Annotated in this window: 14 protein-coding genes; 9 read left to right on the forward strand and 5 right to left on the reverse strand. The window is 39.8% G+C overall.

Annotated elements, in window-relative coordinates; translation table 11 throughout:
- From ABI367_RS15145 to aroC, 6 genes are all read left to right on the forward strand, one after another.
- A partial coding sequence (locus ABI367_RS15145; RefSeq protein WP_462228618.1) for a 3-dehydroquinate synthase occupies positions 1 to 591 on the forward strand: 591 nt, incomplete at its 5' end.
- 43 nt (positions 592 to 634) lie between these two features.
- Positions 635 to 1,561, forward strand: coding sequence for a hypothetical protein (locus ABI367_RS15150; protein WP_462228620.1), 927 nt, complete (start codon positions 635 to 637; stop codon positions 1,559 to 1,561).
- 253 nt (positions 1,562 to 1,814) lie between these two features.
- Positions 1,815 to 2,735 (forward strand): prephenate dehydratase, encoded by a 921-nt coding sequence (locus ABI367_RS15155; RefSeq protein WP_462228622.1) that lies wholly within the window; start codon positions 1,815 to 1,817, stop codon positions 2,733 to 2,735.
- Between the two features lie 31 nt (positions 2,736 to 2,766).
- On the forward strand, positions 2,767 to 3,891 hold the full coding sequence (locus tag ABI367_RS15160; protein ID WP_462228624.1) for a chorismate mutase: 1,125 nt from the start codon (positions 2,767 to 2,769) through the stop codon (positions 3,889 to 3,891).
- Positions 3,892 to 3,898: 7 nt separating this feature from the next.
- The gene (aroA, locus tag ABI367_RS15165) at positions 3,899 to 5,182 is read left to right on the forward strand and encodes a 3-phosphoshikimate 1-carboxyvinyltransferase (RefSeq protein ID WP_462228626.1); all 1,284 of its coding nucleotides are present in this window, start codon (positions 3,899 to 3,901) and stop codon (positions 5,180 to 5,182) included.
- Between the two features lie 78 nt (positions 5,183 to 5,260).
- Positions 5,261 to 6,367: a chorismate synthase gene (gene aroC, locus ABI367_RS15170; protein ID WP_462228628.1), complete on the forward strand. Its 1,107-nt coding sequence runs from the start codon at positions 5,261 to 5,263 to the stop codon at positions 6,365 to 6,367.
- A gap of 31 nt (positions 6,368 to 6,398) precedes the next feature.
- On the opposite strand, the gene ABI367_RS15175 is transcribed toward aroC, so the two are convergent.
- The gene (locus ABI367_RS15175; protein WP_462228630.1) at positions 6,399 to 8,546 is read right to left on the reverse strand and encodes a glycoside hydrolase family 20 zincin-like fold domain-containing protein; all 2,148 of its coding nucleotides are present in this window, start codon (positions 8,544 to 8,546) and stop codon (positions 6,399 to 6,401) included.
- Positions 8,547 to 8,691: 145 nt separating this feature from the next.
- On the opposite strand from ABI367_RS15175, the gene ABI367_RS15180 reads away from it, so the two are divergent.
- Entirely contained in the window at positions 8,692 to 9,090 is a 399-nt protein-coding gene (locus ABI367_RS15180; protein ID WP_462228631.1) for a hypothetical protein, read from the forward strand.
- 123 nt (positions 9,091 to 9,213) lie between these two features.
- On the opposite strand, the gene ABI367_RS15185 is transcribed toward ABI367_RS15180, so the two are convergent.
- The 4 genes from ABI367_RS15185 to ABI367_RS15200 all read right to left on the reverse strand — a co-directional run bounded on the left by ABI367_RS15185 (position 9,214) and on the right by ABI367_RS15200 (position 13,485).
- Positions 9,214 to 9,987: a DUF2971 domain-containing protein gene (locus ABI367_RS15185; protein ID WP_462258099.1), complete on the reverse strand. Its 774-nt coding sequence runs from the start codon at positions 9,985 to 9,987 to the stop codon at positions 9,214 to 9,216.
- A 108-nt stretch (positions 9,988 to 10,095) separates the two neighbouring features.
- Positions 10,096 to 11,397 carry a phosphopyruvate hydratase gene (gene eno / locus ABI367_RS15190; RefSeq protein WP_462228635.1) on the reverse strand — a complete coding sequence of 434 codons (1,302 nt, stop codon included), beginning with the start codon at positions 11,395 to 11,397 and terminating at the stop codon, positions 10,096 to 10,098.
- Positions 11,398 to 11,555: 158 nt separating this feature from the next.
- Entirely contained in the window at positions 11,556 to 12,659 is a 1,104-nt protein-coding gene (locus ABI367_RS15195) for an ABC transporter permease (protein ID WP_462228637.1), read from the reverse strand.
- A 61-nt stretch (positions 12,660 to 12,720) separates the two neighbouring features.
- Positions 12,721 to 13,485, reverse strand: coding sequence for an ABC transporter ATP-binding protein (locus ABI367_RS15200; protein ID WP_462228639.1), 765 nt, complete (start codon positions 13,483 to 13,485; stop codon positions 12,721 to 12,723).
- 378 nt (positions 13,486 to 13,863) lie between these two features.
- On the opposite strand from ABI367_RS15200, the gene ABI367_RS15205 reads away from it, so the two are divergent.
- Positions 13,864 to 14,067 (forward strand): hypothetical protein, encoded by a 204-nt coding sequence (locus tag ABI367_RS15205; protein WP_462228641.1) that lies wholly within the window; start codon positions 13,864 to 13,866, stop codon positions 14,065 to 14,067.
- Positions 14,067 to 14,522 (forward strand): nucleotidyltransferase, encoded by a 456-nt coding sequence (locus ABI367_RS15210; protein ID WP_462228643.1) that lies wholly within the window; start codon positions 14,067 to 14,069, stop codon positions 14,520 to 14,522. Before ABI367_RS15205 ends, ABI367_RS15210 begins: the two co-directional genes overlap by 1 nt.
- Positions 14,523 to 14,638 lie beyond the last annotated feature (116 nt).

Below are 14,638 nucleotides of genomic sequence, written 5' to 3' on the forward strand. Positions count from 1 at the left end.
GTATTTATTGACTACCAGTTTTTAAAAACCCTGCCCGCAAGGCAAATACTATCGGGCACAGCCGAAATGCTTAAACATGGCTTGATATGCGACGCCGCGTACTGGAACTTGCTTAAAAGCAGCGACCTGAGCCAACCTACAGCCGAAATGGTTTATATATCAGTAGGTATAAAAAACAAAGTGGTTTTAGAAGATCCGCACGAAAAAAACATCCGCAAATCATTAAACTTTGGTCATACCATTGGCCATGCGGTGGAGACTTATTCATTATTAAATGATGATAACTCATTATCGCACGGCGAAGCAATAGCTATTGGTATGATATGCGAGGCTTATTTATCCCATAAAAAAGCAAAATTAAGCGCGGCAGAATTAGCTGAAATAACCGAAGTATTAAATGCTTTATATCCCCTTTATGAACTAAAAGAAAGCTATAATGATGAACTGTATACCATTATGCTTAAAGATAAAAAGAACCAGAACGGTAAAATAAACTGCACCCTTTTAGATGCCATAGGGCAGTTTAAAATTGATAATAATTGCACGAAGGATGAGTTGTTTGAAAGTTTGGCTTATTACGCCAGTTTGTAATTAATAAACATTAATATTCCCACAAGGCTTGTTTTAATTATATTTGAAACAAGCCTTGTTTTTTATGCCTGAATTTATCTCAAAAATACAACACAACACTTATGAAAAGGGAGAGTTTTCTGATGAAAAAGAAAGAACTTTAGAAGAAACTCTTGAACTTATAAAAACATTCCCTTGGGATAACGAACGTACTTTAACTGATATCCAATTAACAGGACCATCAATTACTATCCAAGACGAATATCTTAATTATCTAAAAATTGGGCTTTACTTTGGCGGAAAATATTGCCTTTATTATTTAGATAACGACAGTCATTTATACGAATATCATGCCCCTACTATTGAGGATGTATACGTTTTTGTAACTGATTTCTTTAATGGAAGATTAAACCTTCAGAAATTTGATAAACACTTAATTAATATTGGTTCAAGAAAACATTTTGAAAATGGAAATTTTGATTATACGATAAGTAAAGAAAAAATTTATTTACGCTTCATTTTCACATTGCTATTTGGACTCTTTATCGCAATTATGGGTGTTGTTTTCATTTTCATTCATACCCCTTTATTAGCCAAATTAATATTAATTCCGTTTTATTTTCTAATGACTACAGCAATGGCGTATACGTTATTTTTGATGGTCGGCTATTATCGAAAATCAAAAGATATGTTTTTACATTTGTCTTCAGGCAATAATAATTTTCAATTTGGGATTGGTGATGAGATAAAAGATTATAATAAATCTGATATAACCGATATAACAATTTATGGAAGCGCTAGTTCGAAAGGAACACCTGTATTTAATATTATAGAAATAAAATTTATCAATAATTCTATATTAGAATTCCCTGTATTTCTTATAGATCAGTTTCTAGTTCAAACAAAATTCCCCGGGATTAAAATAAATATAATTTATAAAGTATCAGAGTTACGAAAGCGCAGATGGAAGTATGCTACATCACATAACTAACTATCGATTATTGCTTCTAATTTGTAACAGTCAGTAAACATTTTCAAAAAAATTATTTTTTTTATTGACAAATCAAATTTTACCTGTACATTTACATCGAAAATTAAAACAATGAAGTTAACAAGTGTATATTTTTATGGTTACTACTTTTACTTTAACAGTAAGAGCCGGGACTAATATGCACTAACAAACATATAAGATAACTGAAAAGTCCCGGCATAATAAGCCGGGACTTTTTGCTTTAATAATGTCGATGAAAAAAGAAAAACCAAGGGTGGCCATACAGGGTATACGCGCTTCGTTTCACGAAGAAGCAGCCTTTAAATATTTTGGAGAAAATATTGAGACCATTGAGTGCAATTCATTTAAGCAAACATTTGAAGCTTTAGAGAAAAAAGAAGCTGATTATGTAGTAATGGCTATTGAGAACAGCATTGCCGGCAGCATTTTGCCTAACTACAGCCTGTTGCTTAATTATAACTTCCCGGTAGTGGGCGAAATATACCTGCCTATACAATTGCATTTAATGGCATTGCCAGGCGTACCGTTTGAAAAAATAAAGTACGTAACTTCGCACCCTATTGCTATACGCCAGTGTATTGATTTTTTTGATGAGTACCCTCACTTAAAAATTGTGGAAAGTAGCGATACTGCCGCGTGTGCCAAACGCATACACGACGAACAATTAACTGATACTGTAGCCATAGCTAACTCATTAGCCGCCAATTTATACGGTCTGGATATATTGGAGCGCAGGATAGAATCAAACAAAAAGAACTTTACCCGGTTTTTGATACTTACCACGCACGAAAACGCTGTTAAAAAACCGGCTGCTAATAAAGCATCATTATCATTCCAGGTAAGTAACCAGGTAGGTGCTTTGGCCAAGGTGTTAAATATTTTTGCTACCCAGAGTGTAAACATGAGCAAAATACAATCAATGCCTGTTTTAGGCAGGCGTAATGAATACACTTTTTACGTAGATGTGGAATGGGAAGATACTAAACAATATGACATTGCTTTAAAACAGACCCTTAAATACACACAAAACTTTAATATTTTGGGCGAATATATGCGCCATGAAGATGATAGCGACATTGAGAAAAAATTAAACCTGGCCAAGGTGCAAAAACCCGCCCGAAAATACATCAACATTAAAAAACTAACTAAATAAGAAATATAATAAAGTCATTCCATTAAAGCATATGAAACTTGATTTAAACATACAGCCCTTAAACACCTGGATAAAAACAGGTAAAGAACCTCTTGTAATTGCAGGGCCATGCAGCGCCGAAACTGAAGATCAGTTGGTAGCCACCGCACATTTATTAGCTAATACTGGTCGTGTAACTGCTTTACGCGCCGGTATTTGGAAACCACGCACCCGCCCCGGAGAGTTTGAAGGTATAGGCAGCATTGGTTTGGAGTGGCTTAAACGAGCCAAAGCCGAAACCGGTTTACCTACCACTGTTGAGGTTGCTACAGGTAAACACGTAGAAGAAGCTTTAAAAGCCGGCGTTGATATTTTATGGGTGGGCGCAAGGTCAACCGTTAACCCTTTCACCGTACAGGAAATTGCCGATGCTTTAAAAGGTGTTGATGTACCTGTAATGGTTAAAAACCCGGTTAATCCTGATCTGTCATTATGGATAGGTGCTTTAGAGCGTATTAACAATGCCGGTATTACTAAACTGGCGGCTATACACCGCGGCTTTTCATCATACGAGAAAACAGCTTTCCGTAACGAACCAATGTGGGATATTGCTATCCACTTAAAAACATTAGCTCCGAATCTTCCTTTAATTTGCGATCCAAGCCACATTTCGGGCAATCGTGACCTGATAGGTTATATATCACAAAAAGCATTGGATCTGGATATGCAAGGTTTGATGATCGAATCGCACATTGACCCAAGTGTTGCCTGGACAGATGCTAAACAACAAGTTACGCCATCGGCTTTAGTTGATATTATTGATCGTTTAACTTTACGCAAACCGGAAACCCGTGATGCTGAAGTAAATGATAAATTAACCGAGTTACGTAATAACATTGATAAAATTGATGACCTGATCATCCAGAAAATGGCGGAGCGTATGAATATTGCCGAGCAAATTGGCAACTACAAAAAAGATAACAATATTACCATTTTACAGATAAATCGTTGGGACGAAATATTAAACAAGCGTGTTAACTACGGTAAGGCTTTAAAACTACATCCTGATTTTACAGAGAAGTTATTAGAATTGATCCATAGCGAATCTATCCGTAAACAAACCGAGGTAATGAATAAAGACGTAGCCGGACAGGCTGCTGATAAACTTCACGTTTAATAGGGAAATGAGCAAAAATATCCTGCTTACTAAAAAGGGCAGATCTATGCATGGTACGGTTAACCTCACCGGTTCAAAAAGTGAGTGTAACCGGGCCCTTATTATTGAAGCGCTAAGCGAAGGCAAGGTGACGGTACAAAATGTATCAGATGCCGCCGACACGGTTACGCTGGCTGGTATTTTGAAGTCGAAAGTTAAAAGTCAAAATTCAAAAATTTTGACAGGCGATGACCATGAAACACCGGAAGTAAATATCGGGCCAGCAGGAACAGCCATGCGTTTTTTAACCGCCTATTTTACTTTGCAACCCGAAGAAGTTATTTTAACCGGCAGCCAACGCATGAAACAAAGGCCAATAGGCATTTTGGTTAATGCATTGCACCAGTTGGGTGCCATTATTGACTATGAGGAAAATAACGGCTTCCCTCCTATTAAAATAAAAGGGAACTTACAGCAGGTTACTGATACCATTAGCATTAAAGGCGATATAAGTAGCCAGTACATTACCGCTTTATTGCTTATTGCAGCACGATTACCTTTAGGTCTAACCTTAAATATTGAAGGCGAGCTAACATCACGTCCTTATGTAGAAATGACACTTGCTATGCTTGAGCAGGCGGGCATTAAACATACGTGGGCTGGTAATACCATTACTATTGCACAGCAGGAGTTTAAGGAAACAACCTTACCCGTTGAGCCGGATTGGAGCGCGGCGTCATACTGGTATGCCATAGCTGCTTTGGCTGATGAGGCTGAAATATTCTTATCAGGCTTAACACAATACAGCCTTCAGGGCGATAGCGTTATTACCGAAATAATGGCAAATTTTGGTATCACCTCGCAGTTTAAAGATGGCGGCGTGTATCTAAAAAAGGAGAGCAAGCCTATTAGTCGCGATCTGTTCGACTTAAAAAAATGCCCCGACCTGGCACAAACCATTATTGTAGTGTGTGCGGCTTTGGGACATGAGGCAACTTTTACCGGACTGGAAACTTTAAAGATCAAAGAAACTGATCGTATTAAAGCATTACAGAACGAGTTAGGTAAAATGGGTGTTAAATTGATCGAAAACGATTTAATGTACAAACTGGATTGCAGCGAAAAATTTACACCACAGCATCTATTTGTAAATACGTATGATGATCATCGCATGGCCATGGCCTTTGCACCGTTGGCGTTACTGATACCGGAAGTTGAGGTAGAAGAAGCAATAGTAGTTGAAAAATCATACCCTGCTTTTTGGAGCGATCTGGAAAAGATGGGATTTGAAATAAGCCCCCTAACCCCCTAAAGGGGGAACCAGGACCGGCAATAATAATAATTAATTTAATCAAGTCTCCCCTTTAGGGGAGATTTAGAGGGGCAAAACATGGCAGGCAATTCATTCGGACAGTTATTTAGGATAACCACATTTGGCGAATCGCATGGCGAAGCTATAGGTGTAATTATTGACGGTTGCCCGGCACAGTTACCCGTTGATTTGGATTATATACAAGGCGAACTGGATAAACGCAAACCCGGTCAATCAAAAATAACCACGCAACGTAAAGAGAGCGATACGGTAAGGATACTGTCAGGTGTTTTTGAGGGCAAAACTACGGGTACACCTATTATGATGCTGATACCTAATGAAGATCAGCGTTCAAAAGATTATAGCCATAACACCAATGTATTCCGTCCATCACATGCCGACTATACCTATCAAACCAAGTATGGCATACGCGACCACCGTGGTGGGGGCAGGTCATCAGCCCGCGAAACTGCAGCACGCGTGGCTGCAGGTGCTTTAGCCAAACTTTTATTAAAAACTCAGGGCATTGAGATAGTTGCCCATGTAAGCAGCGTGGGTAAAATAAATGCCCCTGCCGTTGAAGTAAAAAATGCGCAGCAATTTATTGACGACCGCGAAAAAAACATAGTACGCTGCGCTGACGCTACCACAGCCGAGGAAATGATCAACTTTATTGATGATATCCGCAAGCAAGGCGACACCGTTGGTGGTAAAGTAAGCTGCCATATCATTAACTGCCCGGTTGGCTTAGGCGAGCCTGTATTTGATAAACTACATGCCGAATTGGGTAAAGCTATGCTAAGCATTAACGCCGTACACGGTTTTGAATTTGGATCGGGCTTTGCAGGTAGCGAAATGCGCGGTTCAGAACATAACGATATTTTTGTATCAGACGATCAGGGTAAGGTTACAACCACATCAAATTTTTCAGGTGGTATACAAGGCGGTATCAGCAATGGTATGCCTATTGAATTTAAAGTAGCCTTTAAACCGGTTGCCACCATTATGCATAACCAGGCCACTGTTGACAGCGATGGCAACACCGCCGAAATATCAGGCAAGGGCCGCCATGATCCCTGCGTAGTGCCACGCGCAGTACCTATTGTTGAAGCAATGGCTGCCCTGGTTATTGCCGACCATTGGTTAAGGAACAGAAACAGTATCCTACCGTCGGGCATAAAATAAAGCTCCATTCCAACAGGAACGGGTTTGTATTTTATTTAACTGATAATGCCTTCGCATTTTTAGCCACCTCAACATCAGCAGCTACCTGCGGCGTTATTAACGCCCAGTGAAACTTCTGGTAATAATTTTCCTTCCAGGTCTTACCGTTTTGATCCATCATGTGGGTTAGCGGCATGTCTAAATATATAGGCCGTGTAATTTTAACTACCTCGTTCCAGTAATCCAATGCCCTGGTTAAATGGGCAATGGCGCTTTGTTTATTGTCCTCGCCGCCTTTGGTACGATAGGTTTGCAGGGCAACCCCGCCACGTATTTTTTCGGCCAGATTCAAACCTAAATTGGACCATGCTTTAATATCAGCCACCTCAAACATTAAAGCGGTATTTTTTGATGTGTTGATGTTTTTAACCAAATCCAAAGCTTTTGTACAATCGGCCTGTAACATATCTGCCAGCATGGGCGGGGTTATTTTACTACCGAAATTGGTACCTTTTATATAATCGCTAATAGATACATAGGCATCGGGGTCAAGTACCGGGTGTTTTATCTGGTCATCAACAGAAATATACTTCAATGTTTTATCCCTGCCCATCTGTGCCATTTCGCCCTCGCTATACAAGGTCAAATCAGAAGTAAAATCATAATACGATGCTATGCGCATAGGCGTTTTACCAGCCAGCGATGATGCTTCCAACAAGTTTTTTCCCGCTGCACCATATCGGCGGATAAACTCATCATTAAATACCGAGTTGGGTGTTTCGGGGTTATATAGCAGCCTGCCCCAAATTTTATAGTACAACCATTGGCGCTCAAAAGCATACTTCCAGTTAACTTTTATTTTGGGATTGGTAAAGTAATCCTTAGCCGGAATATAGCTTTCTGAGCCTATAAAATAACCGCCATCATAGTCTTTGCTGTTTACGTTGATGTGTTCGCGCACAAAATCGGGCACGCCCCAGCGCAGGCAAAAAAAGTCTTCGTTACGGGCCGTCCAGGTTACTTTATAATCGGTTGGCACCGGTTTAAAATAGGTATCATATAATTTACCGCCATGTACTTTGATCAGTTTGGTGGTTGAGGTAGCGTGCGACCAGTTATACTTCAAATCGGCAAATACAGGCTTGATAATAAAAGGTTCTGCGGCATCCGCCTCAATAGCTTTGCGGGTTAGTTTTTCGGTTTCAATGCTGGTAATGCCCAATGAGCCTGTGGTGCTGGAGAATGGTATACGGTGAACCAGTTTTACCTTACGACCTGATAAACGCATACCTTCCATGTAAACCTCGCGCATCCAGTCTTCGCGCCCTTGCGAGGTCATGCCGCCCATACCTTCGCCTAAAGTATAACCCAAACCGGTAAGCTCCGGGTATTCCTGCAGGGTTTGGGTAATGCTTTCGCGGGTGTAGCGTTTTACAATTTCGGATGTATCGCCATTTAAAAAGAAATCATGATCTAAATTAAGCGGGTTGGTATGGTGCGCCTTAGCAAACGCCGGACTAACAAAAATATTAAATGGTATCAAATATGTATCAATACCCCGCTCCTTAGCCATGCCAAATATGCCATGAAACAGCTTTTGCCACTCTTTCAATTCAGCATCTGTAAACTGTGTAGCCTCAGGGAAGTTTTTGGCTTTGATCATATAGTTAAAGGGGTGCAGGTCCCATAAGCTAAGCGCGTTTAGCCGGTTATCAACCATCATATCCAAAAACGCTCGCCAGTAGTTCAAATCGCGGCAGGTGGCGTAGTGCTGGTCGAGTGCTTCGCTGTGGCGATAGGTATCCCAGGGCATATCGTACTTAACGGCACGTAATAAAAAGTGTGCTTTTTCGCCGTGCGCTTTTATGTTTTGCAGGGCGATGCCGTTGCCCAGGTCTTCGGCAATAGAAAGGCTGCCGTATATCATTCCTGTACCGTCGCCGCCGGTTACGGTTATAGTTTTGCCTTTTGAGGTAACGTTGTAAGCTTCTTTGTCGAGTTTATTATCCTGTTTAATGGTGATTATATAAACCGGTGCTGCCGTTTTTAAGGTATAGCCTTTTTTCGTAAGCGCGGCACTAAGCCGTTGGGCGGCGTAGTTTGCCTGCGGCGATGTTTTATCAAATACCAGCTTAACGCCCTGCGCATAACAATTACAAATAAACGCGACCAACAAAGCGGCACAACAAATTTTTTTCATGAACAGGATCATTAATGGTTTACAGGGGGATCAACAGTAAAACTACTTATTACAGCGGATAATACAACAAATGGCGAACAATTTACCTTGTAAAATTTACGCAACAATATGCGTGTCAACTTGTTGATGTAGCAACAGTATGGTTATGAACACATCCGATATTTTATTACAAGCGCTTTACCTTTTTATTTTAGCCATCCCCGTTGCCTGTATTGCCTGGACGGTAACCCACGAAGAAGTTTTTAGAGAACCCCGCGAATACTGTATAAAACGCAGTAAGGAAGGCAAAACCATAGCCACACGCAAGTTTTTTTACCTGTTTACCTGCGAATACTGCTTTAGCCACTACGTAACCTTATTAATGCTGATCATTACCGGATACAAATTGCTGTATACCGATTGGCGGGGCTACCTCATAGCCGGTTTCGCGCTGGTTTGGATAGCCAATGTGTATATGAGCCTGTTTGGTATGATACGTATTGATATCAAAAAGGAAAAGTTGGAGTGTGAGGCGGTAGAAGAGGAGATAAAGAAGAAGGAGTGATTAACTAATGTGTCATCCTGAACTTGTTTCAGGATGACATGTGCAAATTAGACCACCTTGTGGGATGCCGAAATAAATTCGGCATGACAATGAAAAGAAATTAGTCCCTAATAGACGTGCAGGTTATAAATTGTCTAGAATTTTTCTGGTGATTATTGGACGAAAATCATTTTTTTTTCTTTGCCATAACTCAATTTTATGACCCTGGAAAACTAAGTCATATATCTTAGTTTTTGTTTCGTCTATTAAATTATCAATTGATGGCCTATATGAAGTGGGAAAGGACAATCCCATATATAGTCCAGTTAATGATTCATTAATTGAAAGGCACCTTTGAGCCGGGTCAAATATTAATAGCCTTTTTTCATTCTCATGCTCCCAATAAAGAGATTTATGCAAGAAAAGCTTCTTATACTCCTTTTTCACAAAAGCTTTAATACAATCTTTTTTTTCTAAAAGTGGATCGGCCCAAAAAACAGGGTTCTCTGAGGAACCGTAGCTGACAGGTTCAAAAACATAGTCAACTAATTGTTCTTTGTTTTCAACTACGAATTTATCAATGTCTATTTCTAAACAAATTCCGCGATGATTATCAGCATAATGAGCCCACATCATTTCATTTAAAACTCCTGTTTCGGGTTTTTCATTTACGAAACATATTATTTGTGAACTCAGTTTAACTTCGTGGCCGAGTTTATATTGAAGATCTATATGAGTTTCATGGCTGTATTCTTCAGGATACATATCCTGTAAACTTTTACCCCCACCACTAAAAGACCACAATTGATTTTCTTTTGGATCATTCATTTTGTCAAGACTATTTGTCTTTAACTGTTTTGTAGGAAGGATGTACTCTAACGCTTTTTCTAAAGTGGTATAATGATAGACTTTGCTCAAGGTAATTTTTTCTTTAAAATTAGTGAATATTAACTTTTCAAAAAATAACCCAATAAAAAAAGCCCCGATCTCTCGGAGCTTTTACCTTTATGCTTTCGCCTTTCAGCTTTAACCTTTCTTCGGATAATATTTAAAAGCTTTACCTATAAACTTAGCGTTTTCGCCCAATTCTTCTTCAATGCGAAGCAATTGGTTGTATTTAGCTATCCTGTCTGAGCGTGAAGCCGAACCGGTTTTGATCTGACCGCAATTTAAGGCTACGGCAAGGTCGGCAATGGTAGCATCTTCAGTCTCACCGCTACGGTGACTCATTACTGAAGTATAGCTATTGGTTTGTGCCAGGCTTACCGCGTTAATAGTTTCGGTTAATGAGCCTATCTGGTTAACTTTTACCAGGATAGAGTTGGCTGTATCCTCGTCAATACCCCTTTGCAGGCGCAATACGTTGGTCACGAAAAGATCGTCACCTACTAACTGTACTTTATCGCCAATTTTATCGGTCAATATTTTCCAGCCTGCCCAATCGTCTTCGGCCATACCATCCTCGATAGAGATAACAGGGTATTTGCGTGTTAATGAAGCCAGGTATTCTGCTTGCTCTTCGCTGGTGCGGATAGCGCCTTTATCGCCTTCAAATTTGGTATAATCGTATTTGCCGTCTTTATAAAACTCAGACGCGGCGCAATCAAACGCTAAACAAATATCAACACCCGGTTTGTAACCTGCTTTTTCTATCGCTTTTAAAATGGTTTCAACACCATCTTCGGTACCTTCAAAAGTAGGTGCAAAACCACCTTCGTCGCCAACTGCGGTTGAAAGACCGCGGTCATGTAATATCTTTTTCAGGTTATGAAATACTTCAGTTCCCCAACGTAATGCTTCCGAGAATGATGAAGCGCCAACCGGCATGATCATAAACTCCTGGAACGCTATAGGCGCGTCAGAGTGCGAACCACCGTTCACAATATTCATCATCGGGATAGGCAGGGTATTAGCGTTTACACCGCCAATATAACGGTATAAAGGCTGGCGGCTCTCCTGCGCGGCAGCTTTGGCAGCAGCAAGCGATACGCCTAATATAGCGTTAGCTCCTAAGTTGCCTTTGTTTGATGTACCATCAAGATCAATCATTATTTTATCGATGCTATTTTGATCAAATACATCAACGCCTTGTAGTTCTTTTGCTATAACATCATTTACGTTGGCAACGGCTTTTAATACACCTTTACCCATATAAACGGCTTTATCATTATCACGTAATTCAACGGCCTCGTGTACCCCTGTTGACGCGCCAGACGGTACTGCGGCACGGCCCAGGAAGCCATTTTCGGTTAATACATCTACCTCAATGGTAGGGTTTCCGCGCGAATCAAGTATCTGGCGGGCATGAACATCAATTATTATACTCATTGTATTGTTTTTGTAAGATTGTTTTAAAATGCTTAGTGTAATTTTTACACGCTACAATATTCAAATATACAATTTCAATTAAATTAAGTAAGAAATTACTTTATTATTAACAAAAATTTAATCTTACAATTCAACGCTGGTAGTCCTGCCATCTGTAACTACTCCCATTTAAACAGTTTTACAGCTGCGGCATATACTATAATACCCCATATACCCAATATTAAAAGCTGGTGACCTACATCAAATAAACCTGCCCCTTCAAAAGCTACTTTACGTAAAGCATCGTTTAAATAAGTTAACGGTAAAGCACGACTTATTGGCTGCAACCAACCGGGGAAAGCGTTTATAGAAAAGAATGTACCTGACAATAAAAACTGCGGCAACGTAATAATATTAGCTATCGGCGGTACCGTGCTTTCATTTTTGGCTATACCCGATACCACAAAACCGAAGCCCATAAATACTACTACACCTATAAAGGAGAGGACAAGCATATTAAGCACCGTGACCAGCCCATGCACGAGCGTAAAGCCAAAGAAGAAATGTCCTATACAAATGATAAATATGGCACCTATTAAAGCAAATACAATACGGGCAAGCGCCTCGCCCAAAACTATACTATAACGTTTAACCGGTGTTGCAAAAAAGCGTTTGATAACCAAGGTTATACGCAGGCTTAAAAACACAAAGGCGGTACCAAAAACGCCTGTGCTTAACAACGAGAAGCCCAACTGACCAGGCAAAATAAAATCAATGGTTTTATACTCGCGGCCCTGTACAGTGGTTTCCTTAAGTTCGGCTACGGCAGGGGGCGGAGCCGGGTGTCCAAACGTGTTTATACCGCTAAGTATGTTGTTCAATATTGTTTTAAATATATTGCCCTTTTCGGTTGAGGCTTTGGTGTAATGCACATTTACCGTATAAGGCGGCTTTGATTGATTTTTTTGCACATCAATAATAGCATCTATACTTCCCTTCTCCAAACTCTTCGCCATTTCAGCATCGCTCATATTGGTAATTAGGTGGATAACTTTTACATTTTTTAATGCCTGATAAACCGGGCTCAGGGTATCATTGGTTTTGGCTACGCCCACGTCAACAGTAATGCCGCCGCCGCCAATAAAGCCAAACACCAATATAAATATCAGCGGGAACAATAAACTAAATACCACCGCCGAAGGGCTGCGGACTATAGAACGAAAACTTGCTTTGGCAATAGCCAGTGTAGCGCGGGTATTACTGTATGGTTTGTTTGTTGTCATTGGTCATTGTGTCATTAGGTCATTAAATCATTTTAACTGCAAACTGTCAACTGCAAACTGACTATCCTTCTCGCCATTCCTTACCTGTCATATTAATAAACACATCTTCCAGGTTGGCCATTTTAACTTCTTTTTTACGCTCAAAGCCCGATTCTACCAGTTTATCAATAAAATTGTCGGGCGTATCAATACCTATAATGCGGCCACCATCAACAAATGCCACACGGTCGCATAGTACTTCGGCCTCATCCATATAATGTGTGGTAATAACTACGGTAGTGCCATTGTCGCGTATCTCGCGTATCAGGTCCCATAGGTTACGGCGCGCCTGCGGATCAAGACCGGTGGTAGGCTCATCCAAAAAAACTATACGCGGGTTATTTATAAGTGTGGTAGCTATAGAGAAACGCTGCTTTTGCCCGCCCGAAAGCTCCTTGTATTTAGCTTTGGCTTTATCGGTTAACGCTACCTTCTCCAACATCTCCATTGGGGTTTTGTCAATACCATATAACCCGCAAAATAGAACAATCAATTCTGACAGGTTTAGGTTAGGATAATAGCCTGCGGCTTGTAGCTGTACTCCTATGCGCTTTTTTATGCTATCGGCATCCGCTTCTATATCAAATCCATCAACAGTTATATGGCCCGAGGTTTTATCGCGCAGGGTCTCAATAATTTCAAGGGTGGTAGTTTTCCCGGCGCCGTTAGGGCCAAGCAGGCCAAATATTTCGCCCTCGTAAACTTCAAAGCTGATGTCTTTTACAGCGTTAAAATCGCCATAATTTTTTACCAGGTTTTTTACGGTGATAATAGGTTGTTTTGCCATAGTACAAAAATGGTTTACATAATTGGATTTTTCGCTATAAAACGCTTAAATAATATCATATTTAGTTAATAAACCCATACTATTTAACTAAATGCCCTACCATTTGTACAGCCAACAGTGCTGTAGTTAAAAACTTAGCAAGCAATATTAAAATTGATTTGGCTAAAAGTGTTTCCATTGTGTGTGATTTATACACCAAAAATGATATATAAACGCTTGCACACACAGGGCTTTTAGGTAAGCGACGGTAAAATGTCGGTGAAAGAGGGAAACCAATAGATAAATGTACTAAAGTGGACATTTAACAACCCGCGCTATTCAGGAGCTGTTAATTTTTTAGTATTTTTGATTAAACAGTATATAACTACCTGTAGTAATATGAAAATGCAAAGGAAGATAGAAATTGTGGTTAACCAGGTAAAAATGGATGACGAGGATACGCTCGATGTGTCATTTTGGTTGGACAAATCTCCTTCAGAGAGGCTTGCTGAAGTTTGTCGGTTAAGACGGAATTATTTTACCTGGGTTAACGGGTATTTCCCTGAAAAGATGGAAAAGGTGATTAGTCAAAGAAAAAATTAATGTTTGAACCCGATTTTGTAGATTTTATTGAACTTCTGAATAAGCACAGTGTAGATTATTTGATAATAGGAGCACACGCCCTTGCATTTCATGGCAGGCCCCGCCACACCGGCGATTTAGATATTTGGATAAAACCAAGTAAAGAAAACGCAAAAAAAATGGTGATTGTATTGAATGAGTTTGGATTTGGTGCGCTCGGACTTACAGAACCAGATTTTTTGAAAGAAGATTATGTTACTCAATTAGGTTACCCGCCATTACGAATAGACATTTTAAATAATATTTCGGGTGTTGAGTTTGATGATGCATATCCCAATAAAATAAACGGTGAAGTTGATGGGTTAAATGTGAATTTTATTAATATCAGTGATTTTATTAAAAATAAGGAAACCACGGGAAGGCAAAAAGATCTGGGTGATATCGCTGCGCTAAAAAGCAAAAGTAAAAAGCATTAAATACCCGGTATGCTTTAAAAAATCTCTCCTTTGGCCATGCTTTGCACCGTTTCAGTATATCTGAAAATTCAATAACATAAAAGAGAGACCAAATTTGGTCTCTCTTTTATGTTATT

The organism is Mucilaginibacter sp., assembly GCF_039935595.1.
In the GTDB taxonomy this organism is placed as follows: domain Bacteria; phylum Bacteroidota; class Bacteroidia; order Sphingobacteriales; family Sphingobacteriaceae; genus Mucilaginibacter.

Excerpts from the sequence above, each read along its gene's own strand:
- ABI367_RS15155 (WP_462228622.1), top strand. The coding sequence starts at position 1,815 with ATGAAAAAAGAAAAACCAAGGGTGGCCATACAGGGTATACGCGCTTCG.
- ABI367_RS15160 (WP_462228624.1), top strand. The coding sequence starts at position 2,767 with ATGAAACTTGATTTAAACATACAGCCCTTAAACACCTGGATAAAAACA.
- aroA (WP_462228626.1), top strand. The coding sequence starts at position 3,899 with ATGAGCAAAAATATCCTGCTTACTAAAAAGGGCAGATCTATGCATGGT.
- aroC (WP_462228628.1), top strand. The coding sequence starts at position 5,261 with ATGGCAGGCAATTCATTCGGACAGTTATTTAGGATAACCACATTTGGC.
- ABI367_RS15175 (WP_462228630.1), bottom strand. The coding sequence starts at position 8,546 with ATGAAAAAAATTTGTTGTGCCGCTTTGTTGGTCGCGTTTATTTGTAAT.
- ABI367_RS15180 (WP_462228631.1), top strand. The coding sequence starts at position 8,692 with ATGAACACATCCGATATTTTATTACAAGCGCTTTACCTTTTTATTTTA.
- eno (WP_462228635.1), bottom strand. The coding sequence starts at position 11,397 with ATGAGTATAATAATTGATGTTCATGCCCGCCAGATACTTGATTCGCGC.
- ABI367_RS15195 (WP_462228637.1), bottom strand. The coding sequence starts at position 12,659 with ATGACAACAAACAAACCATACAGTAATACCCGCGCTACACTGGCTATT.
- ABI367_RS15200 (WP_462228639.1), bottom strand. The coding sequence starts at position 13,485 with ATGGCAAAACAACCTATTATCACCGTAAAAAACCTGGTAAAAAATTAT.
- ABI367_RS15205 (WP_462228641.1), top strand. The coding sequence starts at position 13,864 with ATGAAAATGCAAAGGAAGATAGAAATTGTGGTTAACCAGGTAAAAATG.
- ABI367_RS15210 (WP_462228643.1), top strand. The coding sequence starts at position 14,067 with ATGTTTGAACCCGATTTTGTAGATTTTATTGAACTTCTGAATAAGCAC.